This window comes from Streptomyces sennicomposti (assembly GCF_019890635.1).
Lineage (GTDB): Bacteria > Actinomycetota > Actinomycetes > Streptomycetales > Streptomycetaceae > Streptomyces > Streptomyces sennicomposti.
Genome location: NZ_JAIOAB010000007.1, coordinates 163,506 through 187,783, shown reverse-complemented (window position 1 = coordinate 187,783; position 24,278 = coordinate 163,506). Strand labels below are relative to the sequence as shown.

Below are 24,278 nucleotides of genomic sequence, written 5' to 3'. Positions count from 1 at the left end.
CCGCACGAACCCGCGCACCGGAATCCCACCACCCGAACCCGCACCCGCACCCTCGGGGGCGACGGTCGCGACCGCGGCCAGACGCTGCGCGCCCTGCGGGCCCGCCTCGGCGCCGGAGTCCGCACCGGCCCAGCTCGGCACCCGCTCACCCGCGGGAGTGAACGTGTCCGACACGGCGGCCTCGACGGCCGCGGCGGCGGGCTGTGCGACGGCCGGAGCCGCCGCGGGACTCTGCTGCTGGGCGGCCTGGGCCAGAGCACCGGTGGTACGCAACGGGACCTCCTTGATGAACAGCACGACGACGAAGGCGACGAAGGCGCAGGGCGCGGCGTAGAGGAAGGCGTCGGCGATGCCGTGCCCGTAGGCGCCCTCCAGCCAGGTGCGCACCGCGCGGGGCAGCGCGTCCATGTCGGGCAGCTCGCCGCCGGCGCTCATCGCCTTGGCGGCGGCGGCCCGGGCGTGCGGGCCCAGGGACATGACGGTGTCCTTGGCGTGGTGGCTGATCCGGGTGGACATCACCGAGCCGAGGACGCCGACGCCGACCGCGCCGCCGAGGGTGCGGAAGAAGCTGACGGTGGAGGACGCCGCGCCGAGGTCCTGCGGGGCGACCTGGTTCTGGGTGGACAGCACCAGGTTCTGCATCGTCATGCCGACGCCGACGCCGAGCAGCGCCATGGACAGCGACAGGTGCCAGTACGGCGTGTCGTAGCGCATCGTGCCGAGCAGCCCGAGGCCCGCGGTCAGGCAGGCGCCGCCGGCCACCAGCCAGGCCTTCCAGCGGCCGGTGCGGGTGATGATCTGGCCGGAGACCATGGAGGCGACGAACAGGCCGCCGATCATCGGGATCGTCATGACACCCGACATCGTCGGGGACTTGTCGCGGGCCAGCTGGAAGTACTGCGAGAAGAACACCGTGCCGGAGTACATGCCGACGCCGACGAAGAGCGAGGCGAGGGACGCCAGCGCGATGGTGCGGTTGCGGAACAGGCGCAGCGGGATGATCGGCGCGCTCGCCCTGGTCTCCACGAGGACGAACAGCAGGGCCAGCACGATCACGCCGCCGACCATCGTGAACGTCTGCCACGACACCCAGTCGTACTTGTCGTTCGCGAAGGTGACCCAGATCAGCAGCAGGGACGCGGCGGCGGTGATGAGGAAGGCGCCGCCCCAGTCGACCTTGACCTGGCGCTTGGCGACCGGCAGGTGCAGCGTCTTCTGGAGCACCAGCAGGGCGATCAGGGCGAAGGGGATGCCGACGAACAGGCAGTAGCGCCAGCCGAGCCAGGAGGTGTCGGTGATGACGCCGCCGAGCAGCGGGCCGCCGACGGTGGCGACGGCGAACGTGGCGCCGGTGTAGCCGGAGTAGCGGCCGCGCTCGCGGGGCGCGATCATCGCGGCCATGATGACCTGCACCAGCGCGGACAGACCGCCCGCGCCCAGGCCCTGGACGACGCGCGCGGTGATCAGCATGGCGGGGTTCTGCGCCAGACCGGCTATCACCGAGCCGGCGACGTAGATCACCAGGGCTATCTGGACGAGCGCCTTCTTGCTGAGCAGGTCGGAGAGCTTGCCCCACAGGGGCACCGAGGCCGTCATGGCGAGCAGCGCCGCGGTGACGACCCAGGTGTACGCCGACTGGCCGCCGCCGAGGTCCTTGATGATCGTCGGCAGGGCGTTGGTGACGATGGTCGAGGACAGGATGGCGGCGAACAGCCCGAGCAGCAGCCCGGACAGCGCCTCCATGATCTGACGATGCGTCATCGGGGCGTCGTCGGGGGCGTGGTGGTCGCCCCCTCGCCTGGCGTGGGCCCGCACACCGGCTGGTGTGGTCGTTGCCATGGGCTTCCTTTGCTTACGTCTTGCGGGTGTACGGGTGGTCTGCGGCGACTACGGCGGCCTGTTCGGCTACGGCGTCCTCGCGCAGGGCTGTCCGGCCATCGGCGGCTCCGCCGCGGGCGCGGGCAGCCGGACCGGGGTGGACCGGCAGTCGCCGAAGCTGTCGCGCAGCCGGCCCATCAGCCGGATGAGCTGGCCGACCTCGTCGTCGGTCCAGTCGCTCAGCCGCTCCGTCAGCAGGTGTGTGGTGCGGCGGGACAGCTCGGCGAGCTGGTCGAGCCCGGTGGGGGTGAGGCGCAGGATGCGCGAGCGCTTGTCCGCCGGGTCCGGCAGCCGGTCGATCCAGCCGCGTGCGGCGACGTGGGCGACATGCCGGCTGGTCACCGAGATGTCCACGGCGAGCAGTTCGGCGAGCTTGCTCATGCGCATGTCGCCGTGGCGGCCGAGCAGGGTCAGGACGGCGGCGGAGCCGGCCGGGCAGTCGGGCGGCAGGATCCGCCCCATGTCGCGGTTGACGGCGCCGACGGCGCTGAGCTGACGCGCCAGTTCTTCGTAGTGCGCGCGCTCGGCCATCACACCTCCGTAATCGTTGCTTGTAGCAACCATAAAGGCAGTTGATTGCCTCGGGCGCCCAAAGCAGGTCACTCGGCGCAAAACCTTGGCAAAGGCAAGCATTGCGAAGGTAAACACCTGTGGCGGGTGTGTCCGGCGTCATGCGCCGAGGGTGTGTCCGGCACCCGGGCTCCGGGCGCGCGGCAGCCCCCGGCCGGACGGACGGCCGGGGGCTGCGGCGGCTCAGGCCGAGGTGCGCAGCGGCGGGAGCGCCGGGACCTCGGGGGCGTTCTCGATGTCCTGCGGAGTCATCCGGAACTGCTCCGGGTACGCCTCGCGCCGGGTGCGGCGGGCGGGCTCGGAGGTGCGCCAGGTGTACAGGCACCGGCGGCACTGCAGGACGTCCCAGACCCCGGGCACGGGCGAGGTGTGCAGGGTGTCGACGGCCTCGAAGGCGCAGCGGGGGCAGCAGTCGGCCATGGGGGCGGCCAGAGGGCCGGCCATGGGCTCGGTCACGTGGTCGTGGAGAGAGTCGGAGTCGGTCATGGGGTGGGTCTCCTCTTCGGTCGCTCGGGGCGGACGGCGGTCAGCGGCGGCTCTCGGCGATCAGCCGCTGCAGCCGGGCCGTCCACTCCTTCGTCTCCGGCAGGTCCTTGGTGGGCGTGGAGAAGTTGCCCCGCTCGTCGGGGTGCACCGGCGTGGTGGCGTCGATGATCATCTTGCTGGTGATGCCGGCCGGCTGGGCCGCGGGCGCCAGTTCCACCACGGACAGGTTGGGCAGCACCACCACGTCGGCGGCCGGGTTGACCTTCGAGGACATCGCCCACATGACCTGTGGCAGGTCGAACGGGTCCACGTCCTCGTCCACCACGATCACCGTGGTGATGTACCCGAGCCCGTGCGGCGTCGTCATCGCCCGCATCGCCACCGCCTTGGCGAAGCCGCCGTAGCGCTTCTTGGTGGAGATCACCGCCAACAGCCCATGGGTGTACATGGCGTTGACGGCCTGGACCTCGGGGAACTCGGCGCGCAACTGCTTCAGCAGCGGGACACACGTGTTCGGCCCGACGAGGTAGTCGCACTCCGTCCACGGCATGCCCAGGTAGAGCGACTCGAAGACGGGGTTCGTACGGTGCGAGACGCGCTCGACGCGGATGACCGGCATCCGCCGGCCGCCCGAGTAGTGCCCGGTGAACTCCCCGAACGGGCCCTCGATCTGCCGCTTGCGGCTCTCGATGACGCCCTCGATGACGACCTCCGAACCCCACGGCACGTCGAAGCCGGTGAAGGGGGCGGTGGCGATCGGAGCGGGCGCGCCGCGCAGGGCGCCCGCCATCTCGTACTCGCTCTGGTCGTAGCCCATGGGCATGCCGGCCACGATCGCCATCACCGGGTCGTTGCCGAGGGTGACGGCGATGGGCAGGTCCTCGCCCCGCTCCTCCGCCTTGCGCAGATGGAGGGCGACGTCGTGCACCGGGACGGGCTGCATCGCCAGCCGGTTCCGGCCGATGACCTGGAGGCGGTAGGTGCCGACGTTCTGCTTGCCGAAGTGGCCCGGGTCCTCCGGATCGCGGGAGACCACGGCCGCCTTGTCGAGGTAGAAGCCGCCGTCGCCGTCGTTGAGGCGGAACAGGGGCAGCACCGAGAACAGGTCGACGTCCTCGCCCTCCTGGGTGTTCTCGCGCCACGGGGCGTCCTCGCGCCGCTCGGGGGCGATGGGGAAGGCGTCCCAGCGCCGGGCGAACTCCGCCACCTGCTCCTTGACCGGGGTGTGCCTGGGCAGCCCGAGGGCCAGCGCGTGGTTGGCCCAGGAGCCGTGCACGTTCAGGGCGATCCGGGCGTCGGTGAAGCCCTTGACGTTGTCGAACCACAGCGCCGGGGCGCCCTCGCCGATCCGGCCGGCCGCGTTGGCCGCCGCCGCGAGATCGGGTTCGGGCAGGACTTCCTCGGTGACGCGCAGCAGTTGCCCCTCCTTCTCCAGCGTGTCGAGGAAACCGCGCAAGTCGTCGTAGGGCATGGGTACTCCGTGGAACTGGAAGGACAAGGGACAAGAGAGGAACGCGAGTTGGCAGGGGACGGCAGCCCGCCCGGTGCCCCGGCGGTGCGAGTCAGGAGGGCGGGTCGGCGAGCGCCGAAGGGCGGGCCCCGACGTCTCGACGTCTCGACGTCTCGACGTCTCGGCGGCGTACCGCGGCCGTCAGGAGGCCGGTCGCAGCGCGCGGGCCGCGCGCATGCCCTCCCACCGCTTCGCCGCGGGCGCGGGCAGGTCGAACTGGTCGAGGACGCGGGCCACGATGTGGTCCACGATGTCGTCCACCGACCGCGGATGGTTGTAGAAGGCGGGCATCGGCGGCACGATCCGCACCCCCAGCCGGGACAGCGCCAGCATGTTCTCCAGGTGGATCTCGCTCAGCGGTGTCTCGCGCGGCACCAGGACCAGCGGGCGGCGCTCCTTGAGGATCACGTCCGCGGCCCGCCCGACCAGGCCGTCGGCGTAACCGGCGCGGATTCCGGCGAGGGTCTTCATCGAGCAGGGCAGGATCACCATGCCGTCGGTGCGGAAGGAACCCGACGCGATGGTGGCGCCCTGGTCCTCGGGCCGGTGCACCGTGTGGGCCAGGGCGGCGACCTCGTCCACGGACAGGCCCGTCTCCAGCTCGATCGTCGTCCGCGCCCACCGGCTGAGGACCAGATGGGTCTCGACGTCCGGCAGCCGCGCCAGCGTCTGGAGGAAGCGGACACCGAGGACGGCGCCGGTGGCTCCCGTCATCCCCACGACCAGTCTCATCCGGAGGGTTCCTTCCCGCGCACACCGCGCTGACCTGCGCCTACGGTTCCACGCTAGGAGCCGTGTCGCGGTCCGCGGCGGTACACTCGGGACTCGTCATGGGGAAAAACGGACAGCCTGCGCGGCGGTCGGCCATCCGGGAGCTGACCCTGCGGCCCACGGCCGGCTCCCCGCCGGGCCTGGAACTGCTGGACCTGTCCCGGCTGGCCGACCGCGCCCGCCTCAACGGCAACGACCCGTACGCCTCGCTGCGCCCCGCCTTCCACCAGATCGTCACCCTGCACGCCGGCGGCCGGCTGTCGGTCTCGGTGGACTTCACCCACCACGAACTGACGGGCGGCGACTGGCTGTGGATCCGCCCCGGACAGGTGCAGCGCTGGGGCCGTGACCTGCCGGAAGCCGACGGCCTGGTGATCGCCTTCCCGCCGGGTTTCACCGGCGCCCGGCCCGCCGTCGGACCGGTCGCCGAGACACCGTTCGCGGAGGCGGTCCTCACCCCCGGCCCCCGGGACGCCGAGGGGCTGCGCCGGGCGCTGGACCATCTGCGCTTCGAGTACGACGCGCTGGCCGAACTGCCCCTGGAGGCCCATGTGCGGGTGCTGCGGCACCTGGTGGCGGTGCTGACGGTCCGGCTGGCGAACGCCTACCGCGCCGAGCCCGGCAGACCCGTCCCGAACGAGGCGTTCCGCCGCTTCCACGCCGCCGTCGAACGGGACTTCACGGTCACCCGCCGGGTGGAGGACTACGCGGCGGCCCTCGGCTACAGCCGCCGCACCCTCACCCGCGCCGCCCAGGCGGCCGCCGGAATGTCGGCGAAGCGCTACATCGACGCACGGGTGGTGCTGGAGGCCAAGCGGGAGCTGGCCCACGGGACGTCGAGCGCGGGCGCCGTCGCCGCCCGGCTCGGCTTCGCCGACTCCAGCGACTTCACCAAGTTCTTCCGGCAGCGGACGGGCACCACCCCGACGGCCTTCCGCCGCACGGCACGCGGGACGTAGCCCCCGCGGCTCCTACGCCCCCCGCGTCCTGCACCACCCCTACGGCTCCGCGTCCGAGGAAAGTCACCGCGCCCGCGCGGCGCGGTAGAGGTCGCGCAGCAGGGCGATCTCCGCGCCGTGGTGCAGGAGTTCCTGGTTGACCCACCACACGATGTCGAGGAACGGCTCCTCCGGGTCGCTGCCGTGCGGGTAGGTGCAGTACCCCACGGTGTCGAGCGCGGCGTCGTCGACGCTCAGCAGCGCCTCGCGCCAGGCGGCGGCGCCGGCGTCGAAGGCGGCGACCGCGGTGGCCGTGTCCCCGCTGACCGGATGGTCGTCCCGGGTCAGGGTGTGACCGCCGGCGGTGTGGTCGGCGCGCAGGGTCAGCATCTCGGTGAGGTGGCTCAGCCGCCAGGCGAGGGTGGTGACGGGCGGCGGCCAGGGGTGCGGGTAGGCGGCGGCGTCGCGGCCCCAGTCGCCGGCGCCCGCCAGGGAGGTCGCGCGCGGTCCCGGCCCGTCCGCCCGCCGCCGCACCGACCAGCAGCCGGGCACGGGTTCCCAGAAGTGTTCCTCATCGGTGAGGGGACCGTCGATCCGGGTGGCGGTCCCGTCGCCGCTGTCCATGACCGGTCCCGTGAGACGGTCGGTGAGGCGCTTGCGCGCGAAGTCGAACTGCGCGAGCAGCGGGGCGAGTCGGGACGGTACCGTCATCTGGGGCTCCGGGGCCGGGGGGCGGGGCGCTGCGGGTTCTTTGGCGCTTACTGGTTCTTCACGGGGTGCAGGCACAGCGAGGTGGCGCCGTCCGCGCTGTACTCCGGGTAGGCGATGTAGTCGCCGGGCGCACATGTGCCGTTCTGCGGGGCGAGGACGCGCAGGCCGGCGTCGGGGGAGCCGCAGTCCACGGGCCTCAGCTTCTGGTCGGGCCAGTCGGCGTCGTTGCGGGCGCACGAGCCGGCCGTCAGCGGTGTCGTCGCGTTGTCGCCGTCGCCGTCGCCGTCGCTCGGGCCGGCCAGCAGGCCGATGACGAGGAGCACCGGCACGGCGAGCACCGCCAGGGCGAACAGCCCCAGCGGGACAAGCGCCAGGATGCCCTCCGGGCGCTTGAAGACCGGCTTGCCCGGGTTCAGCGGCGGTCGCGGACCGGGTGCGACCGGCTCCGGGAGGCGGCGGATCGTGGACAGGGCGCCGAGGTTGATCAGCAGGGTGATGGGGGTGATGACCACCGACAGCGGCCCCCACCAGCCCTGGACCAGGGTGGCGGCCTGCATGTCGCGGAAGGTGGCCAGCGCGCAGGTACGGCACAGGGTCCCCTGGCGGCGCAGGAACCGCATGATCACCACCATGCCCTGGTGCCCGCGGACGGTCACCTGCGCGGCGGGCGCGGCCCCGCACACCTGGCACCCCACGACCGGCCCGCCCGCCGGCGCCGCACCGCCGTACCCCTGCGGGGCGGGCGCTCCATAGGGATACGGCCCCGGGGCCTGCGGATAGGGGGCCGGAGCGGGCGGGTACGGGGCCGCGCCGGGCGCCTGGCCGTAGCCGCCCGGCGCCTGCTGGTACGGCCCCGGCGCCTGGGCGTACGGTCCCTGCGGGTACGGCCCCTGCGGGTACTGTCCCGGTGCCTGCGGATGGGCGGGGTGCGGGGGCGGTGGCGTGCTCAACAGGGGGCCTTCCGGGAGGAGATGGGGGAACCGGCACAACGGCACAGCAGCCTACTCACCCGGACCCGCTGAGCACGCCCGGGTCCGTCACCCGGCCGGTGCGACGCCCACCCCCGGCATCCGGCCGAACGGCGGCCCGGCCGGGCCGGGGAACGACGACCGCCGGTGCCGGTCGCCGGGGCGTCGGGTCGCCGGGACCGCGACAGCGGCCTCCGCGCCCCGGATGTCGGTGGCCGCGCGTACGGTCTGCGCATGAGCGATCAGTTGTGGGTGGGCGTGCGTGAGCGGGTCGAGGCGGCTGGCGCGGGGCCGTGCGGCAGCGAGGTGTTCGGGGCGGCGGGGCACGGCTGGATCGTGGAGGACCCGCTCACCCGGGACGAACTGGCCGAACTCGAAGCCCAGGTGGGCGTGCGGCTGCCGGAGGAGTACCGGTCCTTCCTCCGCCACGTCGGCGCGGGCGGCGCCGGCCCCGCGTACGGCCTGTTCCCGGTGCGCCGTGTGGGAGGCCGGTGGCGCTGGGAAGGCGACGGCGCGGACCTGGCCGACCTGTCCCGGCTCGCCGAGCCGTTCCCCGAGCGGGGCCCGGACGCCGAGCTGATCGACGACCTGCTCGCCCGGCGCCCCGAGGAAGAGGACTTCGGCGACATCGAGGACTTCGACGACGCCTTCGAGGCGTGGGACGAGCGATGGGCGGACGTCATGTTCGCCCCGGAGCGCACCGCAGGCGCCCTCGTGATCTCCCACCTGGGCTGCGCCCAGAGGGAATGGCTGATCGTCACCGGCGCCCACCGCGGCACGATCTGGTCCGACTGCCGCGTGGACGACATGGACCTCGCCCCGCTGCTCGACGGCGACGGCAGGCCGGTGACGTTCGCCCGCTGGTACACCGACTGGCTGGAGAAGGCCGAGCGCACGGCCCTGGCGACGCCGTAGCGAGTCGGCCGGCGCGGAGACGGGTGTGGAACGGGTGCGGCCCGCGTCGGCCGTCGCGCGTGACGGGCCGCTCCGTGCCGCTACGCGGGCACGCAGACCTCCTTGCCCTTCAGCGTCCCCTGGCCCACGACCTCGATGAGCGGGTAGACGCAGCCGGCGGCGAGGTAGGTGGTCCACGTCTCCGTACCGGTGTTCATGCCGGGGGTGAGGGGGCCGTGGACGGTCCGGCTGAAGTTCGCCCCGCCGCCCGTCGTGTTCTGCCAGCCGAGCCGGACGTGCACGGCGTCGCCGGCCCGCTTCCAGTAGCCGACGCCGATGCGGCCCGTCTGGCCGACTCTGCCGGTGACGTCGATGCAGAGATCGCCGTTGCCGAGGTCGGTGCAGCGCTGGACGTACGCCTGCGGAGCCCGCGGGGCGGCTGTGGCCGTGGCCGTCGTCGCGCATGCCAGGGCGGTGGCGGCAACGGCGACGAGTCCGGTCCTGACGGTCGTGCGCACGGGCGGCTCCTGTCGAGTGGGGTCGGCGAGGCCGGTGAGGCGGCCGGGGCCGTGAACAACGGTGAGGCACCCAGCATTCAGGGACCCGGACCGCGACGGCAGTACGAAATCGGCCAAAGAGGGTGGTATGTAGGTGAATCGGTTTTTCGCGCCGAATGGGCCATCGATATACGGATGAGGGCATGCGGATATGCGGGGCATGCGGATGTGCGGGGGAAGTGGATATGCGCGGGCGGGCGTTGACGGTGAAGGGCTCCCCGCACGCCTTGACCGGGGCTACAGTGGTGGGGAAACGCATCAACGCCCGCCTCGGAGCCGTCGGCCCGGGCGGGCCGAGCGGGGGAAGAAAGGTGCGTGCCCGATGACGGTCGGGCTCCTCTCCACGATCGCCGCCGCCTTCTACGGCGGAACGGTCTCCGTGCTCGCCCTCACCGCGACCTTCGCCCGCCGCCGTACGCTACGGCGCGAAGCGCGCAGCACCCTCGCCGTCCTGGTGCCGGGAAGGGCTACGTCGGCACAGGAGACGGGACGGACGGGCGACGCGACGTAGGCAGGCTCGGACGACTCCCCGGTACGGACGCCGTCACAGAGCCGAGAACAGGTCGGCGAGCGGGGGCGGGACGCGGTCGGGGTCGAGGGCCTCGACCAGCACGCGGCCGTAGTGGATCTTGCGGCCCTTCTTCGTCCCGAGGAACCGCCTGAACTGCCGTTGCGGAGGGCGGCCTTGCTGTGCGGGCTGGCGCAGGAAGGTCTCCAGTGCGCGCAACTCGCCCTCCGCGCGGACCAGTTCCGTCACCCGCGGGACGCCCAGCGCGCGGATCAGCTCGTCCTCCAGGTCCGCCGCGCAGACGAAGAAACCGTGCGGCGGCGCACCGGCCCGAGCGAAACCCCGTGCGTAGTAAGGGCGTTCCGCCTCGTCGCACAGTCCCGTGAGGCGGAGCCCGAGGCCGGGGGCGCCGAGCAGCGGGGCGTAGCGCCCGACGCTCATCGCACCGCCGATCGGCAGGACGCAGACCCCCTCGGCCGCCAGGTCGCGGCCACGGCGCTCGGCCAGCGCCTCGACCGCGGCGACGTCGCTCGGCCCTTCGAGCAGCACGGCCACCCGGACCGGCAGCCGCGCGGCCAGCTCCTGTGCCGGGCCGCCGGACCCACCCGCCGCCCACACGGTGACCGCGTCCCGAAACGCCCCCATGTCCGTCATGGCCCCGAGTCTCACCCCGTTCCGCCCGCCGCGCGAGGGAATTACCGCGATCGCCCGGCGTCGCGGGTAGCAGCCGGTCTCAGCAGGCGCCGCCGGTCTCGGCCGGCACCAGCCGGTCTCGGCAGGTCTCAGTCATTCTCGGCCGGTCCTCAGACGGCGGGTACGGCCCGGGGGTCCGCGGCGACGAGGGCGACGGACTCGCGGACCGCGTCCAGCGCCGCCGCCCGCTCCTGCTCGGTCAGATGGGCCGGCCCGTAGGTGATCACCGGCGCGAGCACCCGGTAGCCGACGAATTCGAGCATGCCGCGGTGGATGTGGAACAGGAAGTCGTCCATCGCGCCGAGCATGCCGCCCGGCTGGAAGGACTCACGGGAGCCGCCCGTCGTCACCAGCAGCATCGCGCGCCTGCCCGCGAGCGCCGCTTCCTCGAACAGTCCGTGCTGCCCGCCGAAGACCCCGCCCATCACGAAGACCCGGTCGATCCAGCCCTTGAGGACGGCGGGCAGCGAGAACCACCACAGCGGGAACGACAGCACGAGCAGATCGGCGGCGAGCAGCCGGTCCAGGTGTGCGCGTACGGTCGCGTCGAGCGTCCCGTCCGTGACCGCGCGCAGATGCTCGGCCTGCGGCTTGAAGGGGCCGTCCACGGGGGCGAACTCGTCGCGGCCGAGGACGGGCGCCCACCCCTCGGCGTAGAGGTCGACGATCTCGACGCGGTAGCCGGCTTCGCTCAGGGTCCGCGCCGCGGCGGTCATCTGGGCGGTGCTGAAGGAGTGGGGCTCGGGGTGGGCGTGGACGATCAGCGCGGTGGGTGTGGCAGTGAAGGTCGACATGAGAAAATCATATCGACGTATTGCGATGTGTCAATGGGTTGTGGGCGTCAGAGGACCGTGCCGATCGTCCGCGCCACCTGCGCCAGCCGCTCCTCGTCACGCCGGTAGTGGGTCCACTTGCCCACCCGGGTCGGGCGCACGAGGCCCGCCCGCTCGAGCGTGCTCATGTAACTGGAGACGGTCGACTGCGCGAGCCCCGACTTCGCCTGGATGTGCGTGACGCACACACCCACCGTCCGCCGGTCCGCGATCGCCTCGTACTCGCCGAAGTGCAGGTCGGGGTCCTTCAGCCACTGCATGATCTGCAGCCGGGCAGGGTTGCCGAGGGCCTTGAACACCTCGATCAGCTCACCCGGATCCGATCCCGCCGCTCCGGCCATGCGCCACCCCTCTCACCGAACACTCCAAACCCGGAACACTCCGACACACCACGATATCCCGATACGACCCGCCCCCGCCCCCCGTCACCCGTCAGATCACCGCGCCCCACACCCGCCGCCCGGAACCTGCGTACGGCGACGGAGGAGGCCTCCCGGAATCCGGCGGGCCGTCCGCCCCGGTCCGCCCCGAAACGCCCGCCCCGACCCGCAGTCGGCCGCGTCCGGCCCCCAACTGCGCCTACTGACACGGCGTATCGTGTGCGAAACTGCGGTGATCGACCCCCTGCCTGATCCACTCGCACGACGGAGTCCGCCATGGCGACCGGCACCCCCGACCTCCCGTTCCCCCGGATAGACACCAGCAAGGCGCACCCGGCCCGGGTGTACGACTGGCTGCTCGGCGGCAAGGACAACTACCCCGTGGACGAGGCGGTCGGCCGGGCCCTGCCCCCGGAGGCGCACGACGCCGCCCGGCAGAACCGCGCGTTCATGAACCGCGCCGCGGCCTGGCTCGCCGCCCAGGGCCTGGACCAGTTCCTGGACATCGGCACCGGCATCCCCACCGAGCCGAATCTGCACCAGATCGTCCAGCGCGCCGTGCCCGCCGCCAAGGTCGTCTACACGGACAACGACCCGATCGTGCTGCGGCACGCCGAGGCGCTGCTGATCAGCAGCCCCGAGGGAACCACCGACTACATCCAGGCCGATGTGCGCCGGCCGGACGAGATCCTGGAACACGCGCGCAAGATCCTCGACTTCGAGCGCCCGGTGGTGCTGTCGCTCATCGCGCTGATGCACTTCATCCCCGACGAGCAGGACGCCCACGGCATCGTGCGCGGCCTGGTCGACGCGCTCCCGTCGGGCAGCTACCTCGTGCTGTCGCACGCCGCCTCCGACATCTTCCCGGAACTGGCGCAGCAGGTCACCGCCGAGTACGCCAAGGGCGGCATCCAGCTCGGCTTCCGCACCCGGACGGAGGTCGCCCGCTTCTTCGCCGGCCTCGAACTCGTCGAACCCGGCCTGGTCACGGCCACCGAGTGGGTCAAGGAGACGCCGGCCCCGCAGGAGGAGGACAGCGGCATCTACGCCGCCGTCGCCCGCGTCCCGTAACACCCCGCGCCCGCCCGCCCCTTACGGCGCCTCCGTGCCCGTGCTCCTCAGTCGGCCGGCGAGCACGCGGGGCGGGCGGCGCCGCGGCGGTCGGCCAGACCGGCCTTCAGCGCGTCGCGCAGGCGGGTGAGCCGTTCGATGTCCGCGTCGAGCGCCGCGATACGCCGCTCCACCACCGCCGCGCCGACCACCCCCTCCTCGGGCGCGTCCGCCGCGGCGGACCCGCGGCACGGTCGGGGGTCCGCCGCGAGCAGGGGGAGGCGGTCGGCGATGCCGCGCAGATCCTCCACCGTGAGCCCCAGGGCGAGGAGTTGACGGATGACGCGCAGGACGGCGAGTTCCCCGGGGCCGTAGTCCCGCTGCCCTGATCGCGTACGGCGCGGCGCCGCCAGGAGGCCGCGCTGTTCGTAGAAGCGCAGCGCCCGGGGCGTCGCGCCCACGGCCGCCGCGGCGTCGCCGATCCGCATGCCCCGTGCCTCCTGCCCGCTGCCGCCGGCGGCCGCCGGTCGTGATCCGTCGGTCGTGGTCCGTCAGCCGCTGTACCCGTCGTGTCGTACCAGCCGTGTCGCGCGGGCCGTGTCGTGTCAGCCGTGCTGTGTCAGCCGTGGTCCGGCAACTCCACGACGACCGTACCGAACTGGCTCCCCTCGGTCAGCTCCCGCAACGCCCACGGAGCGCGGTCGATGCCCGTGATCCGGGTGAGCGGGAAGCGGATCTCGCCGGAGCGCAGCCACGCCGCGAACCGCCCCAGCCACTCCGCTTCCACCTCGGGATGGTCGACGCCGATGTACCCCCTGAGCGACACCCCCTTGACGATGAGCCGGAACGCGTCGATCTCCACCGGGGCCGTCGCCCCGGAACCCTCCGCCGCCAGCTGCCCGGACAGCGCCCCCACCAGCGCGAACCGCGCCCCCTGCCGGGCGGCGTCCACCGCCGCCGTCAGCTGCGTGCCGCCCACCGTGTCGAGCAGGACGTCGATGCCGTCCGGCGCGGCCTCGGCGAGCTGCGCGGCGAACGCCCGGTACGCCGCCCGGGAGTCCGCCGCGTCGTGCGCCCCGCGCCAGGACCCGGCGGTCAGGACCGCGTCGTACCCCAGCTCGGAGACCAGCCGTTCCGCCTTCCGCGGCGAACCGGTCGTGCCGATCACCCGCGCGGCCCCCAGCAGCCGGGCGATCTGCCCCGCCAGGGACCCCACGCCCCCGGCGGCGCCGGTGACCAGCACGACGTCCCCCTCGCGCACCCCGGTGAGCCGGGTCAGCGCCCCGTACGCGGCCGAGCCGGAGGAGAGCTGGGCGACGGGGTCGGGCAGCGCCGGGTCCACGGGGGTGCACTGCGCCTCGGGGACGAGGGCGTACTCGCGCCAGCCGAGCAGGTGGGTCACCAGGTCGCCGGGGCGCAGCGGGCTGCCGGGCGGCGCGAGCACCACCTCGCCGAGAGCCGGCCCGTACAACGCGTCCCCGCGCGCGAGTCCCGGTACGGGGGTGTTGCGGGCCTCGCCGCCGATCAGGGTGCGCAGACCGCCGAAGACCAGGAACTGGCGGTTGCGGACGAGGACTTGATCCGGCCCCGGGGCGGGCAGCGGAGCCTCGACGACGGCGAAGTCCGAGGGCGTGGGCAGCCCCCGGGGCGGAGTGGCGAGCCGTACTTCACGGACGGTCCGGGGCAGGGCTGTGGTCATGGGCGGCCTCTCGACGCGGGAACGGACGCGGCTGGGTGTCGCGGTGCGCCGGGCGGCCACGGCCGTCGCCTGCCGGGGCGGCACCGGACCCGCAGACGCTAATCCCTGACCCGCACGTCAAGGGCAAGCCCGCCACACCCACCGGGGCCGCCGCCGGGCCCGCCGTCCGGGTGCACACCTCACGGCGGCCGCCGTGACGTCGTGTCCCGGCAAAACCGCTCGACCGCGCGGGCCCCGGCGGGCCATGATCCGCTCTCGTGACGACGACGAAGCGGTTCCTGGTCGGGGCGGCGGCCCGCAACAACGCCGAGTGGTGCGCCGTGATGAGCCGATCGCACGGTGTGCGCGGCGAGTTCGGCCGACAGGCGTGGACCGCTCCGGCCCGTACGCCGCTGTATTACCCCGACGCCGTGACGCTGGCCCCGGGCGCCGACGCGGCCGAGTTGCTGGACCGGATCGACACCGAGGCGCGCGGCGCGAGCGTCAAGGACAGCTTCGCCGACCTGGACCTGACGAGGGCCGGCTTCCGGGTGCTGTTCGACGCCCACTGGATCCACCGCCCGGCGAGCGCCCCGGTCACCGTGCCGGAGCCGGCCTGGGACGTGGTCCGCACTCCGCAGGCACTGCGCGCCTGGCAGCTCGCCCGGGCCGGCGCTGCGGACGACGCCGCACTGTTCCGGCCCGAGCTGCTGGACGACCCGGCCACTTTCGTCCTCGCCGGCCGGTCCGCCGAGGGGCGGGTGGTGGCCGGAGCGGTGGCGAGCCGCAGCGAACGGGTGGCCGGGATCTCCAACGTGTTCGCGTCGGCGGGCGGCGCCGCCGCGGCCTGGCCGGGCGTGCTGCACACCGTGGAGCGGCTGTTCCCCGGCCTCCCCGTGGTCGGTTACGAGCACGGGGAGGACCTGGACGCGGCGCTCCGCCACGGCTTCGAGCCGATCGGCCCCCTGCGGATCTGGCTGCGCGACTGACCGGGACGGGGCGCTGAGGGCCGCTGCGGACAGCCGACGGCTTCCGCCGATCGGTGGGCCCGTTGGCTGCTCGCGTGGCCTCGGCCGCCTGTCGGCTGCTCGCGTGGCCTCGGCCGCCCGTCGGCCGACCGCGTCGCCCGGCCGCCCGTCGGCCGACCGCGCCGTCCCCGACCGGTCCGTCAGCCGCTCGCGCCGCTGCGGGCGGCCCCCAGCATGCCGCGCCCGCCGAGCACGTCCCGCGCCGTGATCGTGGTCGTCACCCCTTTTCCCGCGATGTCACAGGCGGCTGGCAGGCTGGTGTGGTGCTGCTGGTCGATGGATTCGAAGAGGCTCCCCTGGTCGCCGGGGAGGAACTGCTCGCGTTGCCGGGCTTCTGGGCCGCGTATCTGATGTGGCTGAGCCGGACGGAGGAGTACGACCCCGTCCCGGCCTGGTTCGGGGTGGACGGGGCGGACGCCGACGCCGCGTGCGACGCGCTGACGGACGAGGACCGGTGGCCCGTCTTCCGCGTTCCCTTCGGGGGCGGCCACACCGCCGTGGTCCTCGGGTCCAACGTGCCCGAGGACCCGGCGACGGAGTATCTCGTCACCCACCCCGAGTGGGGGCGGCACGGCAGCCTGGCCCTTGTGAACGGCCACCAGGCCGGACCCGGGCTCGCCTGGCGCGAACTCGTCCACATCGCCCGGACCGCCGACCGCGCCGCGCCCGGAGTCCACGCCGAGCACGAACGGCTGCTCCTGCTGCTGCCCGCGCTCGGCGACGAGGAACTGCCCGGGGACGCGGCGGACACCGTCGGTGACGCGCTGGCGCGGGTCGGCGTGCCCGGCGCGCTGGCTCCGCATCTCGCGGCGGCGCTCCTCACCGACCATCCGCTGTGGGAGCCCGCCGCATGGGCGTTCCCCGGGGCGTCCCCGCTCTCGGGCGGCCGGGAGCCCTTTTCCGGGATCCTGTACTGCGACGGGGTGATGAGCCCGCGGTGCGGGGTCCGTCTCGCCCAGGGCATCACCCGTGAGCAGAGCGGCCGGCTGGCCCGCGCGCTCGGCACCTGGCCCGCCGGCTGAGCCGCCCGCTCACGCCACCGAGAACAGCTTCGCCGCGTTGTCGTGGCACACGGCCCGCAGCCAGTCCTCGCCCAGACCCAGCCGCTCCAGGGCCTGGAGCTGATGCAGGTACGGATAGGGGATGTTGGGGAAGTCGGTGCCGAGCAGGACACGGTCGCCGAGCGCCGCGAGCCTCGGCAGGGCCCGGACCGGGAACGGCATGAAACCCTCGGAGAAATCGGTGAACACCATCGTCGTGTCCAGCCGCACCTCGTCGTACCGTTCGGCGAGGCCGAGGAACTCCTCGTACTCGGGCATGCCCATGTGCGCGACGATCAGCCGCAGTCGCGGGTGGCGCGCCAGCAGCCGGGCGACGGGTTCGGGGCCGGTGTGCCTGCCGGGCGCGGGACCGGAGCCGCAGTGCATCACCACGGGGACACGGGCCTCGGCGAGCAGGCCCCACGCCTGTTCCAACCGCTCGTCGGCCGGATCGTAGGCCCCCACCTGCACATGGGACTTGAACACCCGCGCCCCCGCCTCGACGGCCTCGCGGACGTACGCCTCCACGCCCGGCTCGGGGTACAGCGTGGCGGTGTGCAGGCAGTCGGGGGTGCGGCGGGCGAACTCGGCGGCCCAGCCGTTCAGCCACCGGGCCATGCCGGGCTTGTGCGGGTAGAGCATGGAGGTGAAGGCCAGCACCCCGAACTCCCGGAGCAGCGCCGTGCGTTCCGCCTCCTCCGCGCGGTACGTGATCGGCCACTCCAGCCCGCCGATCAGCGGCCCGTTGGCGTCGAAGTAGTCCCACACCTTGCGCAGGACCCGCTCGGGCATGAAGTGCGTGTGGACGTCGATCAGTCCCGGAAGACCGAGCCCGGCCCAGAAACGACGGACCTCGTCCGCCTCCTCGCTCCGAGCCGGGGCCGGGTCGGCGGGCGCCGTACGGTGATCGTTCATACCGCCCACGATCACCCCTGACGAGGGGCCGGAGCGACCCCTTCCCCCAGGGGTTCCGTGAGGAATCCGTCACAGGGCCGCCAGATCATCCGTCGCCGCGCGTGGAGCGGATTGCCGCCGGGCGATCTTTCACCCGATCGAGGGTTGCCACCCATCCGGCCAGGCCACGGCCCCGGATTCCCCGCGTGAGGGACGAAGAGGAGGACCCGGCCGGGCCACGCGCGGCCGAGTCGCCCCCTTCGTCGCCTCCGCCTTCGACAGCACGCCCCACCCTCACCGGGAGAACCACGATGACCACCCGTACCCGCCGCCTCGCCGTCGCCCTCGCCGCCGCAGCGGTGCTGCCCCTCGCCCTGACCGCCTGCTCCGACGACAGCGGCGACTCGGGCGCGTCGGACACCTCCGCCAAGGCGTCCGCCTCGTCGGGCAGCGACGACATGGGCGGTTCCGGCAGCAGCGCGAGCGCCATGGACCAGCCGTTCGGCGCGGCCTGCTCGGCGGTGCCGAAGAACGGCGCCGGGTCCTTCGACGGCATGGCGCAGGACCCCGTCGCCACCGCCGCCTCGCACAACCCCGTGCTCTCCACGCTGGTGACCGCGGTGAAGAAGGCCGGCCTGGTCGACACGCTCAACAACGCGCAGAACATCACCGTGTTCGCGCCCACCGACGACGCCTTCGCCAAGATCCCGAAGGCCACCCTGGACAAGGTCCTGGGCGACAAGGCCGAGTTGACGAAGATCCTCACCTACCACGTCGTCGGCAAGCGCCTCGCGCCGAAGGACCTGACGAAGGGCTCCTACGAAACCCTGGAGAAGTCCCGGCTGACGACCGCCGGTTCGGGCGAGACGTACACGGTCGACGGCAGCGCGAAGGTCGTCTGCGGCAACGTCCGCACCGCCAACGCGACGGTCTACATCGTCGACACGGTCCTCATGCCGAAGAGCTGACACTCGGGGGCCTTTCGCCGGCGGGCGCCCGGTCCCCTCCGGCGGAGCCGGCCCGGCCCGGGCACCCCCGCGGCCGGCCGTCCCCGTACGTCGGACCGCCCGTACGCCGCCCCGCCCTGTGGGCCGGGCGCCGCGTGGGCCGGTCGGCCCCCGGTCGGGACCTGCGGCCCCTGTCGCCGCCCGGGGCCGCCGCCGCATGCTCGTGGTGGATCAGTCGTCGCACGGAGGTGGAGACCATGTCCCGCACAGTCACCGTCGGTCTCGACGGTTCGCCGGAAAGCCGGGCCGCCGCCGAATGGGCCGCGCGGGAGGCGGAGTTGCTGCGGCTGCCCGTCCGGCTCGTGCACGTGTGGGAGCCGGTGCCCGAGCCCGTCGCCCTGGCGCCCGTGGTGAGCGAGCGGGCGCACCGGCACTGGACGGAGCGGGTGCCCCGCGAGGCCGCCGCGGAACTGCGGCAGCGCCACCCGGACCTCGACATCACCACCGAGCAGTTGTCCGGCGTCCCCGCTCAGGTGCTCGCCGAGACCGCCGAGGCCGCGCAGTTGCTGGTCCTCGGCTCGCGCGCCCTGGGCGGGCTCGGCGGCTTCATGGTCGGCTCCGTCAGCCTGTCCGTCGTGGCGCACGCCCGGCAGCCGGTCGTCCTCGTCCGCTCCGGGGGCCAGGCCACCCAGGAGCACGAGGCGGGCGCCGCGGGCGCACCGTCCGCGACGGCCCCCTTCCGGCCCGTCGTACTGGGGCTGGACACCCGCCACCTGGACGACGCCCTGATCGAGTTCGCCTTCGAGGCCGCCCTGCGGCGCGGCACCTCGCTGCGCGTCGTGCACGGCTGGTACCCGCCCCCGTACTACGGCTACGCCATGCCCGCCGACGCGGAGCTGTACTCGGCGGTCGCGGAGGGCGAAGCCGCTGATCTGACCGAGGCGCTGCGCCCCTGGCGGCAGAAGTACCCGGACGTCGCGGTCGAGGAGCGGTGCGGCGCGGGCAGTCCCGCCGAACTGATCGTCGAGGCCGCCCGCGAGGCCTCCCTGGTCGTCGTGGGCCGGCGCGTGCGCCGCAACCCCTTCGGCGCCCATATCGGCCACGTCACCCACGCCGTACTGCACCACGCCACGGCCCCCGTCGCGGTCGTCGCCCACGACTGACCCCGTGCGGCCCCGGCACCCCGACTGCCGCCCCGCCGAGGGGAGTTCAGCGGCCGGGGCCGGGTGCCGGAGTCCGCGCGCCGTACCGTGCGGTGAGGCGGTCTCGCAGGTCGGCGGTCGTGCGCGTCAGGAGCGCGGACATCTCGGGCGCCGGCGGTTCCGGGGCCCGGATGCGGCGGGCGGCCGAGGGCAGCACGGCGAGGTCGGCCACCAGTCGCGCGTGCGCCCGGCCGAGGGTGTCGCGCGGCCCCGTGCGGCGGCCGTCCCGCATCACGGTGCGCAGCAGCGGCTCCGCACCGGGCGGACCCGGCTCGTCCTCAAGGGCGATGAGGTCCGCCCGGCCGGGCCGGCGGTGGACCTGCTTGCGCCCGGGGGCGGTGACCTTGGCCGAGGACAGCTTCATGACCGGACGCCCGTCGTACTCCACCAGCTTGTACGCGGAGTCGAGGTACGGGGCGTCCGCCGAGGTGCCCACGCGTGTGCCGACCGCGTAGACGTCGACGGGCGCACCGGACCGCACCAGGTCGTCCACGCCGTACTCGTCGAGACCGCCGCTGGCGACGATGTCCACCTCCGGCAGCTCCGCCTCGTCCAGCACCCGACGCGCGCGCCGGGACAGCGCCCCGAGGTCCCCGCTGTCCAGGCGTACGGCGCACCCCGGTCCGAGGCCGAGGTCCCGTAGGACGCGCGCCGCCGTCTCCACGCCCCGGACGGTGTCGTAGGTGTCCACGAGGAAGGTGACGGGACCGGGGTGGGCGCGGGCGAAGGCGCGGAAGGCGTTCTCCTCGTCGGGGAACGCCTCGATGTACGAGTGCGCCATCGTCCCGGAGGCGCGCAGCCCCCACCGCACCGCGGCGGCGACGTCGCTGGTCCCGGCGAACCCCGCGACGGCCCCCACCCGGGCGGCCTGGAGCCCCGCCGAGACCCCGTGGTCGCGGCGCAGCGAGAAGTCGATCACCGGCCGCCCCGCGGCGGCCAGCACGCACCGGGCCGCCTTCGAAGCGACGCCCGTCTGATGGCTGACCTGGTTGAGCAGGAACGTCTCCACCAGTTGCGCCTGCGCGATCGGCGCGGTGACCTCCAGTAGCGGCTCGCCCGCGAACACCACGCGCCCCTCGGGGACGGCGCGCACCTCTCCCGAGAACCGCAGGTCCCGCAGCGCGTCGAGGGCGTCCGGCGGCCGGCCGAGGGCGGTCGCGAAGTCTCGGACGTCCGCCGCGGTGACGTGGAAACCGGCGAGGAAGTCCAGCGCGGGCTCCAGCCCGGCGCTCACCAGGAAACCGCGCCCGGGCGGCAGATCCCGGACGAAGAGACTGAAGGTGGCCGGCCCCGCCATGCCCTCCCGCAGGTAGGACAGGGCCATGGTCACCTCGTACAGGTCGGTGGTGGTGACGTCCGACATCGCCCTCGCACTCTCATGCCGCGCTGCGAACGGCTCCGCCGCACGCGCCCGCGGAACGGACGGGGCCCGCTCATGGCCGGGCGGGAAAGAACCATCCACTTCTCGCGGATCCTGATCGCACGGTGCGCGGTGGTCGCCGCTGCTCCGCGTCCTCTTCGGTTCTTCCCGCCACCTCCAGCACAGCACGGGCGCCGGTGGGCCGCCAGGGCCCTTCGGCCCTGATGCCCGGCAGGGAGCCGGCGACCGCTCTCCACGACCCGGGCCGACGGCGACGGCCGGGGGCGACGGCGACGGCCGGGAGGGGCGGCAGCCGTGGGCGACGTCCCGGGCCGGGGGTGTCGGCCGCGCCGGACGGGGATACCTGCAGATCATGGAAGCAGTGACAGCGTTCTTCGAGGTGGACCGACGGCTGACCCGGCAGACGGCGTCCCGGGTCCCGCCCGGGGCCGCCAAGGTGTTGTCGGCCGTGGAGGAGTGCGCGGAGAGCTCGAAACTGTGGTGCGGCGCGGCCGCGCTCATGGCCGTGTCCGGCGGGTGGCGCGGCCGCCGGGCCGCCGTGACCGGTCTGACGGCGCTCGCCGTGGCGCAACTGGTGTCCAACGCCCTGTGCAAACGGCTCGCGGACCGGCCCCGCCCGCCCAAGGAGTGGATACCGCACGACGAGGTCGAGGACCGTCCCGACTCGTCGTCCTTCCCGTCCGGCCACACGGCGGCGGCGGTCGCCTTCACCGCCGCCGTCGCGCCCGCCGCGCCGCTGGCGGGCGCCCTGTGCGCGGTTCCGGCCGGCATGGTCGCCGTCGAACGCGTGCAGAGCGGCGCCCACTACCCCAGCGACGTGGCCGCGGGCGCCGTCATCGGCCTGGCCTGCGCCTGGCTGGTCCGCAGGGCTCCCCGGCTGCTGCGCAAGGCGTGGCTGTCGTAGGGAGCGCCGTCCTTTCGTCCGTACCGAGGCCCCGGCCGCCGTTTGAGAACGGCGGCCGGGGCTATCCGAGAGGGGAGCGGGCGACGGTGGAAGGGGCTGGCGGCTGATGACCGTGGCGACACAGCAGCGCGGTGGCGGAGGAGGCTCCAGCGGCCTCTACGACGTGCTGGAACTGATTCTCGACCGGGGGCTGGTGATCGACGCGTTCATCCGGGTCTCCCTCGTCGGCATCGAGATCCTGAAGATCGACATACGTATCGTGGTGGCGAGCGTCGACACGTATCTGCGCTTCGCCGAGGCGTGCAACCGGCTCGATCTGGAGGCGGGGCCGCGCAAGCCGGCCGGGCTGACCGAGCTTCCGGGCCGGATGAAGGAGTCGGGGGCGCACGGGGCGGCCAAGGGGGTCCTGTCCGGCGCCGCGGAGACCATCTCCGAGGCCTTCCACCAGGCCCGCGACGAAGCGCGGGAGAAGTAGGCCTCCGGCGGGCCGTCCGCGGGCCGGAGGTGTGCGAGGTCAGGCGCTGGGAGACGGGGAGGCCGTGGGCGCAGGGCCGCCGCCGGGGGCTCCGTCGCCGTCGTTCGTGGCGGCCGGGTCCACGGCCATCGTGATGTGGCCGACGACCCCGCGCGCGATGTGCCGGTGGTCGTAGGCGAGTTGGAGCAGGCCGCCCTGGGTGCCGGTGCCCGGGTAGATCGAGTCCTGGTCGAGGGTGACCCGGGTGACGGTGTTCGCCGCGTACGGGGCGATGCCCGTGGTGGCCTGTACGGCGCTCTCGGCGAAGTAGAACTGCCCGGTGTGGCAGGTGCGTCCGCCGGTGTAGCCGTCGGAGGTGCGGGAGCCGCCGGTGTGCACCTTGGTGTGGACGTGCACGGCGCGCCCGGTGTACCAGCCCGGGAAGACCGTCCGGAAGGTGACGAAGCCCTGGTGGTCGGTCATCTGGATGCCGCGCAGCCAGGTGAGGTCGTCCGTCGGGGTCTGGTGACCGCCCCCGCCCCCGCCCGGCGGCGGTCCGCTGGGTGTGCCGGACGGCGGCGGACCGGGCGGCGTACCGCCCCCGCCGCCTCCGTTGCCGGTCCGGGTGTAGCCGGAGTAGACGCCGGAGGCGTCGCAGTGCCAGATCTCGATGGCCGAGTCGCGCAGGGGCTCGCAGGTCGCGGCGTCCACCGCGCGCAGCACGAGGACCAGGGGGATGCCGGTGCGGTCCTCGACCACGTTCTTGCGGAAGAGTTCGTAGTCGATGTAGTAGGGGCCTTCGATCTGTTCGGTGGTCAGCCGCATGCAGGTGGTGGATGCCGCGGCGGCGGCCTTGACGGCGTCGAGGGCGCGGGCGCCGGTGGCGGGGTTCCGGTCGGCGGCGTGTGCGGCGGCGCCCGCCCCGGTGAGGGCCACGGCGCCGGCCGCCCCGCCGAGGGCGAGCATGCGGCGGCGGGACAGGAGCCGGGAGACGAGGGCGTTGTCGGGCTCTTCATGAGCGTCACTGGGCATGTGCACGACAGTAGGAACGCCGTCTGTGAGCCACGTGTGAATCACCCGCCCGGAACGCGCCAACCTCCGGCCGGTTGCGGTCTGGCCGGACTCCACGGGGTCGCCGTACGGCGGTGCTCCGCTCGTGTGCACGGCGGTGCTCCACCGGTCAGGTGCCGAACTCCTCCTCGGCGCGGGCCTCTTCGCCGCCGCCCCGGGCATGGCAGAGTGCCGTACATGCTGCAAGTGTGTCTCAACGGAGTGCGCCGGACCGACGAGAGCCCCTGGATTCCCGTCTCCGCCGAGGAGGCGGCGGCCGAGGCGCGCCGGGCGGTCCGCGCGGGGGCGCAGGACGTCCATCTGCACCCCAAGGACCACCGGGGACACGACAGCCTGGACGCGGCGGTGGTCCGGGACATGCTCCAGGCCGTCCGGGAAGCCGTCGGCCCCGCGGTCGCCGTCGGTGTGACGACGGGGGAGTGGACCGAGCCCGACGCCCGCCGTCGCGCCCGGCTCGTCGAGTCCTGGACGGTCCTGCCCGACCACGCCTCGGTCAACTGGCACGAGGACGGCGCCGATCTGATCGCCCGGACCCTCGCCGACCGCGGCATCGGCATCGAGGCCGGTCTCTTCTCCGGCACCGACGGCCCGCGCGCCCACCTCGCCTCCCCGTTCTCCGGCCGGGTCCTCAGGGTGCTGGCCGAGATCAGCGGCGCCCCCGCCGGCCCAGGCGGAGGAAGCCGCCCTCGGCCTGGTCCGCCGTCTGGCGGGCACGGCCGGGGCGCCCGTCCTGCTGCACGGCGAGGACGACACGGCCTGGCCCGTCCTCAGGACCGCCGCCCGGCTGGGCCTGGACACCCGGATCGGTCTGGAGGACACCCTCCGCCTCCCGGACGGCTCCCCCGCCGAGGGCAACGCCCCGCTCGTCGCGGCGGCCCGGGACATCCTCGCTCGCGGTGCGGACACGGCCGCTCCCTGACGGGCGGGGCCAC

26 protein-coding genes and 1 pseudogene are annotated in these 24,278 nt (G+C 73.8%); 11 read left to right on the top strand and 16 right to left on the bottom strand.

The genetic code is table 11. The features are described 5' to 3' along the window. From K7787_RS07075 to K7787_RS07055, 5 genes are all read right to left on the bottom strand, one after another. Nucleotides 1–1,761, bottom strand: a 1,761-nt coding sequence (locus K7787_RS07075; RefSeq protein WP_504739998.1) for an MDR family MFS transporter, incomplete at its 3' end; no start/stop codon positions are given. A 144-nt stretch (nucleotides 1,762–1,905) separates the two neighbouring features. Next, nucleotides 1,906–2,409: a MarR family winged helix-turn-helix transcriptional regulator gene (locus K7787_RS07070; RefSeq protein ID WP_043262209.1), complete on the bottom strand. Its 504-nt coding sequence runs from the start codon at nucleotides 2,407–2,409 to the stop codon at nucleotides 1,906–1,908. A gap of 222 nt (nucleotides 2,410–2,631) precedes the next feature. Next, a complete protein-coding gene (locus K7787_RS07065) occupies nucleotides 2,632–2,868 on the bottom strand; it encodes a non-oxidative hydroxyarylic acid decarboxylases subunit D (RefSeq protein ID WP_169437337.1) in 237 nt (78 codons plus the stop codon). Nucleotides 2,869–2,974: 106 nt separating this feature from the next. Beyond that, nucleotides 2,975–4,405, bottom strand: coding sequence for a non-oxidative hydroxyarylic acid decarboxylases subunit C (locus K7787_RS07060; RefSeq protein WP_223000839.1), 1,431 nt, complete (start codon nucleotides 4,403–4,405; stop codon nucleotides 2,975–2,977). A gap of 180 nt (nucleotides 4,406–4,585) precedes the next feature. Further along, the gene (locus K7787_RS07055; protein WP_164387908.1) at nucleotides 4,586–5,176 is read right to left on the bottom strand and encodes a non-oxidative hydroxyarylic acid decarboxylases subunit B; all 591 of its coding nucleotides are present in this window, start codon (nucleotides 5,174–5,176) and stop codon (nucleotides 4,586–4,588) included. Between the two features lie 98 nt (nucleotides 5,177–5,274). On the opposite strand from K7787_RS07055, the gene K7787_RS07050 reads away from it, so the two are divergent. Continuing rightward, nucleotides 5,275–6,174 carry a helix-turn-helix domain-containing protein gene (locus K7787_RS07050; protein ID WP_223000838.1) on the top strand — a complete coding sequence of 300 codons (900 nt, stop codon included), beginning with the start codon at nucleotides 5,275–5,277 and terminating at the stop codon, nucleotides 6,172–6,174. Nucleotides 6,175–6,237: 63 nt separating this feature from the next. Here the strand turns inward: K7787_RS07050 and K7787_RS07045 are convergent, their stop codons facing one another. Both K7787_RS07045 and K7787_RS07040 read right to left on the bottom strand, forming a co-directional pair. After that, nucleotides 6,238–6,864: a DinB family protein gene (locus K7787_RS07045; protein ID WP_223000837.1), complete on the bottom strand. Its 627-nt coding sequence runs from the start codon at nucleotides 6,862–6,864 to the stop codon at nucleotides 6,238–6,240. A 47-nt stretch (nucleotides 6,865–6,911) separates the two neighbouring features. Further along, nucleotides 6,912–7,814, bottom strand: coding sequence for an LppU/SCO3897 family protein (locus K7787_RS07040; protein WP_247720616.1), 903 nt, complete (start codon nucleotides 7,812–7,814; stop codon nucleotides 6,912–6,914). Between the two features lie 252 nt (nucleotides 7,815–8,066). Between K7787_RS07040 and K7787_RS07035 the strand changes: the two genes are divergently transcribed. Beyond that, nucleotides 8,067–8,747 (top strand): SMI1/KNR4 family protein, encoded by a 681-nt coding sequence (locus K7787_RS07035; protein ID WP_223000836.1) that lies wholly within the window; start codon nucleotides 8,067–8,069, stop codon nucleotides 8,745–8,747. Nucleotides 8,748–8,827: 80 nt separating this feature from the next. Here K7787_RS07035 and K7787_RS07030 read toward each other — a convergent pair whose 3' ends face one another. After that, nucleotides 8,828–9,244 (bottom strand): hypothetical protein, encoded by a 417-nt coding sequence (locus tag K7787_RS07030; protein WP_164387912.1) that lies wholly within the window; start codon nucleotides 9,242–9,244, stop codon nucleotides 8,828–8,830. A gap of 361 nt (nucleotides 9,245–9,605) precedes the next feature. On the opposite strand from K7787_RS07030, the gene K7787_RS07025 reads away from it, so the two are divergent. Further along, nucleotides 9,606–9,794, top strand: a complete 189-nt coding sequence (locus K7787_RS07025; protein WP_223000835.1) for a hypothetical protein — start codon at nucleotides 9,606–9,608, stop codon at nucleotides 9,792–9,794. A gap of 33 nt (nucleotides 9,795–9,827) precedes the next feature. Here the strand turns inward: K7787_RS07025 and K7787_RS07020 are convergent, their stop codons facing one another. The 3 genes from K7787_RS07020 to K7787_RS07010 all read right to left on the bottom strand — a co-directional run bounded on the left by K7787_RS07020 (nucleotide 9,828) and on the right by K7787_RS07010 (nucleotide 11,658). Then, a complete protein-coding gene (locus tag K7787_RS07020; RefSeq protein ID WP_223000834.1) occupies nucleotides 9,828–10,445 on the bottom strand; it encodes a TOPRIM nucleotidyl transferase/hydrolase domain-containing protein in 618 nt (205 codons plus the stop codon). A 149-nt stretch (nucleotides 10,446–10,594) separates the two neighbouring features. Beyond that, complete coding sequence (locus K7787_RS07015) at nucleotides 10,595–11,278, bottom strand: NAD(P)H-dependent oxidoreductase (protein WP_223000833.1); 684 nt, start codon at nucleotides 11,276–11,278, stop codon at nucleotides 10,595–10,597. Nucleotides 11,279–11,325: 47 nt separating this feature from the next. Next, nucleotides 11,326–11,658 carry an ArsR/SmtB family transcription factor gene (locus K7787_RS07010; RefSeq protein WP_009192678.1) on the bottom strand — a complete coding sequence of 111 codons (333 nt, stop codon included), beginning with the start codon at nucleotides 11,656–11,658 and terminating at the stop codon, nucleotides 11,326–11,328. Nucleotides 11,659–11,973: 315 nt separating this feature from the next. On the opposite strand from K7787_RS07010, the gene K7787_RS07005 reads away from it, so the two are divergent. Further along, nucleotides 11,974–12,768, top strand: coding sequence for an SAM-dependent methyltransferase (locus K7787_RS07005; protein WP_009192679.1), 795 nt, complete (start codon nucleotides 11,974–11,976; stop codon nucleotides 12,766–12,768). Nucleotides 12,769–12,815: 47 nt separating this feature from the next. On the opposite strand, the gene K7787_RS07000 is transcribed toward K7787_RS07005, so the two are convergent. Next, nucleotides 12,816–13,235, bottom strand: coding sequence for a MerR family transcriptional regulator (locus tag K7787_RS07000; RefSeq protein ID WP_169437292.1), 420 nt, complete (start codon nucleotides 13,233–13,235; stop codon nucleotides 12,816–12,818). A 131-nt stretch (nucleotides 13,236–13,366) separates the two neighbouring features. Continuing rightward, nucleotides 13,367–14,446 (bottom strand): MDR family NADP-dependent oxidoreductase, encoded by a 1,080-nt coding sequence (locus K7787_RS06995; RefSeq protein WP_223000832.1) that lies wholly within the window; start codon nucleotides 14,444–14,446, stop codon nucleotides 13,367–13,369. A 257-nt stretch (nucleotides 14,447–14,703) separates the two neighbouring features. On the opposite strand from K7787_RS06995, the gene K7787_RS06990 reads away from it, so the two are divergent. Together K7787_RS06990 and K7787_RS06985 are read left to right on the top strand one after the other, a co-directional pair. Beyond that, the gene (locus tag K7787_RS06990; RefSeq protein WP_223000831.1) at nucleotides 14,704–15,414 is read left to right on the top strand and encodes a hypothetical protein; all 711 of its coding nucleotides are present in this window, start codon (nucleotides 14,704–14,706) and stop codon (nucleotides 15,412–15,414) included. Between the two features lie 302 nt (nucleotides 15,415–15,716). Continuing rightward, nucleotides 15,717–16,475, top strand: coding sequence for a hypothetical protein (locus tag K7787_RS06985; protein ID WP_308036300.1), 759 nt, complete (start codon nucleotides 15,717–15,719; stop codon nucleotides 16,473–16,475). A gap of 9 nt (nucleotides 16,476–16,484) precedes the next feature. On the opposite strand, the gene K7787_RS06980 is transcribed toward K7787_RS06985, so the two are convergent. Beyond that, on the bottom strand, nucleotides 16,485–17,408 hold the full coding sequence (locus tag K7787_RS06980; RefSeq protein ID WP_223000829.1) for an amidohydrolase family protein: 924 nt from the start codon (nucleotides 17,406–17,408) through the stop codon (nucleotides 16,485–16,487). 290 nt (nucleotides 17,409–17,698) lie between these two features. Here K7787_RS06980 and K7787_RS06975 point away from each other — a divergent pair, with 290 nt between their 5' ends. Together K7787_RS06975 and K7787_RS06970 are read left to right on the top strand one after the other, a co-directional pair. Next, a complete protein-coding gene (locus K7787_RS06975; RefSeq protein WP_223000828.1) occupies nucleotides 17,699–18,355 on the top strand; it encodes a fasciclin domain-containing protein in 657 nt (218 codons plus the stop codon). A gap of 236 nt (nucleotides 18,356–18,591) precedes the next feature. Then, nucleotides 18,592–19,497 (top strand): universal stress protein, encoded by a 906-nt coding sequence (locus tag K7787_RS06970; RefSeq protein WP_223000827.1) that lies wholly within the window; start codon nucleotides 18,592–18,594, stop codon nucleotides 19,495–19,497. Nucleotides 19,498–19,543: 46 nt separating this feature from the next. Here K7787_RS06970 and K7787_RS06965 read toward each other — a convergent pair whose 3' ends face one another. Further along, nucleotides 19,544–20,899 (bottom strand): nicotinate phosphoribosyltransferase, encoded by a 1,356-nt coding sequence (locus K7787_RS06965; RefSeq protein ID WP_223000826.1) that lies wholly within the window; start codon nucleotides 20,897–20,899, stop codon nucleotides 19,544–19,546. Nucleotides 20,900–21,269: 370 nt separating this feature from the next. On the opposite strand from K7787_RS06965, the gene K7787_RS06960 reads away from it, so the two are divergent. Next, nucleotides 21,270–21,821: a phosphatase PAP2 family protein gene (locus K7787_RS06960; protein ID WP_164391055.1), complete on the top strand. Its 552-nt coding sequence runs from the start codon at nucleotides 21,270–21,272 to the stop codon at nucleotides 21,819–21,821. 106 nt (nucleotides 21,822–21,927) lie between these two features. Next, entirely contained in the window at nucleotides 21,928–22,296 is a 369-nt protein-coding gene (locus tag K7787_RS06955) for a gas vesicle structural protein GvpA (RefSeq protein WP_043262214.1), read from the top strand. Nucleotides 22,297–22,335: 39 nt separating this feature from the next. On the opposite strand, the gene K7787_RS06950 is transcribed toward K7787_RS06955, so the two are convergent. Then, nucleotides 22,336–23,307 (bottom strand): intradiol ring-cleavage dioxygenase, encoded by a 972-nt coding sequence (locus K7787_RS06950; RefSeq protein ID WP_247720615.1) that lies wholly within the window; start codon nucleotides 23,305–23,307, stop codon nucleotides 22,336–22,338. A 216-nt stretch (nucleotides 23,308–23,523) separates the two neighbouring features. On the opposite strand from K7787_RS06950, the pseudogene K7787_RS06945 reads away from it, so the two are divergent. Then, nucleotides 23,524–24,265, top strand: a pseudogene (locus K7787_RS06945) (3-keto-5-aminohexanoate cleavage protein). Nucleotides 24,266–24,278: the final 13 nt, after the last annotated feature.